Source organism: Sulfurovum sp. bin170, assembly GCF_010892395.1.
GTDB lineage: Bacteria > Campylobacterota > Campylobacteria > Campylobacterales > Sulfurovaceae > UBA1140.
This window is the reverse complement of the sequence record NZ_JAACKB010000341.1, coordinates 1-2064: the sequence shown is the minus strand read 5'-3', so window position 1 is coordinate 2064 and position 2064 is coordinate 1. Positions and strand designations below refer to the sequence as shown.

Below are 2064 nucleotides of genomic sequence, written 5' to 3'. Positions count from 1 at the left end.
GTGTCGGACAGAGGGCAGTCCGACCTACTTTCTCGATATATATAGCAAGAGTATCAATACTCTCCATCACCCTTCTAGCCTCTTTGGGGTCAACTAATCTAATGCCATAATCATTCTGTATTGCCATAGATATTTGAAGTGAATCAAGCGAATCTAACCCCAGTGGATGGTCAGGGTCAAAGATAATATCATCATCTTTTATACTGCTAGGCTCTATCTCTTTATCACACTCTTTAACTATCATCTCTTTTAAATCTTCTCGTAAACTCATAATCTTCTTTCATAAAATATAAATGCAAAACTTAATGAGATTATACCAAAAAGTACTAAAACTCCTGACTCTAAAAGCACTGCTTCTACTCCAAGATTTCGAACAAAAACATCCAACATCCCCTCCAACCCCCAAGACATAGGAGAGAGCATCGCCATATCTTGCATAAGTGGAGGCATAACAAGTTTTGGAACCATTATTCCACCAACAGCCCCCATAATAATACTGCTCAAAGCCCCAACAGTAGAAGCCTGTTCCGTAGTTTTCATCAAACTAGAGAGCAAAATAGCAAAACCGATAGCACCAAAACTAATCGCCATACTAATAACAAAAAGAGCTACAAAATCTATATGAACATCCAATTTATCCCCACCCAAAAGAGGAACAATAAAAACACCAACCAGTATCATCAGCACCAATTGCAGTTGATTAATCACCATATAGGGAATTATCTTAGAGAAAAAAAGTATAAACTTAGAGCTATTCATCGCCTTTAACCGTGCAAAAGTTCCATCATTTCTCTCCGTAATAAATAGCGTAGAGATAGGAATAATCACAAAAAACATAGAAAAAACAATCCAAGCAGGAACATTCTGTTGGGTAGCCGTAGGGATACCACTCTTGTTTTCAGAGTTATAGAGATAGTGCGAGTGTATCATCTCACTAGGCGTTGAGGCTCTGACACTATCATTATACATCGTCATAGAATCCACCATCTTTTTTATCTTAAGAGCCATAATTTTCTCTGCTATTTTTGATTCAAAATAGAGTTTTCGATGGGCTTTGGTTGTAGAGGCTGTATAGATTTCAATTAGATTTTTGGCTTGAATCTTATAGAGATTTTTAGAAAAATCAGAGTTAATGACCAAAGCAAACTTATAAACCTCATCTCTAGTCAACTCTTTAACCTCTTCAAGACTCTCTTTGACTACAAATTTCAGGTTCTTATACTCTTTTAACTGCTCTATAAACTTTTCAGACTTTTTCTCTTTGTCAAGATTAACAATAACATACTCCAAGTTCGCATTGGTATACTCATTGTAGACATCTTTGAGTGCCAATGACATAATTAAGATAAACATCATAGGCATAAGAAAAAGTGCAATCAAGGCACTTCGGTTACGCAGTAGGGCAATGAACTCTTTTTTTAGGGCGTAGTAGAATTTCAATCTTTTACCTTTTTATTTAACTGGATAATACAAAAGATTGATCAAAGCCTCTCGCTTCAAAGTTCGATAGATGTCATAGTCACTGTTTATAGATATAATCTCTCTAATATTCAATTTTTCAGCCACAATAATCAGCGAACAGTCAGCCAAATCCATAGGAAGGTCTCTGTATTTTTTGGTGAGTGTTATCATCCTCTCAATATCATTTTTCTCTATCTGAAAAATCTCAATGCCACCCCTGCGTATCCACTCAAGCAGATTGAGTTGTGCTTGAATACTCTGTCTCAACAGATGCATCGCTTCGGTGATAACCGACCAAGTGGTAATAAACCCACCTTTATAATTTTTTGTAAACTCGAACACTCTCTTGTGATGTTTATCTCTACGGTTAAGTAGAGCGACAATTGGTCCAGTATCAATGAGGATATTTTGCATCTAAAATCTTATCCAATCTATTTTTGTAATCACTAGAAAGCTCCTCATCTCCATCATAAACACCAAAAAGGTCATGACCTAGACTATAAGGCGTATGGGTTCTTCTCTTTTTCAGATTAGCGATATACTCAACAATGGCATCTCTTACAATCTGTGTCTTTGTGGTCAGTTCAAGCTTGGCAATGGTGT

At 36.4% G+C, this 2064-nt stretch carries 4 protein-coding genes; all 4 read right to left on the bottom strand.

Annotation, left to right across the window (positions count from 1 at the left end):
• A partial coding sequence (locus tag GSY74_RS08150; protein WP_164664610.1) for an acyl carrier protein occupies positions 1-271 on the bottom strand: 271 nt, incomplete at its 3' end.
• Positions 268-1440 (bottom strand): ABC transporter permease, encoded by a 1173-nt coding sequence (locus GSY74_RS08145; RefSeq protein ID WP_164664609.1) that lies wholly within the window; start codon positions 1438-1440, stop codon positions 268-270. The genes GSY74_RS08145 and GSY74_RS08150, both read right to left, overlap by 4 nt.
• A 12-nt stretch (positions 1441-1452) precedes the next feature.
• On the bottom strand, positions 1453-1875 hold the full coding sequence (locus GSY74_RS08140; protein ID WP_164664608.1) for a type II toxin-antitoxin system VapC family toxin: 423 nt from the start codon (positions 1873-1875) through the stop codon (positions 1453-1455).
• Positions 1856-2064: transcriptional regulator (locus GSY74_RS08135; protein WP_164664607.1), on the bottom strand; the 209-nt coding region annotated here is incomplete at its 5' end. The genes GSY74_RS08135 and GSY74_RS08140, both read right to left, overlap by 20 nt.

Excerpts from the sequence above, each read along its gene's own strand:
- GSY74_RS08140 (WP_164664608.1), bottom strand. The coding sequence starts at position 1,875 with ATGCAAAATATCCTCATTGATACTGGACCAATTGTCGCTCTACTTAAC.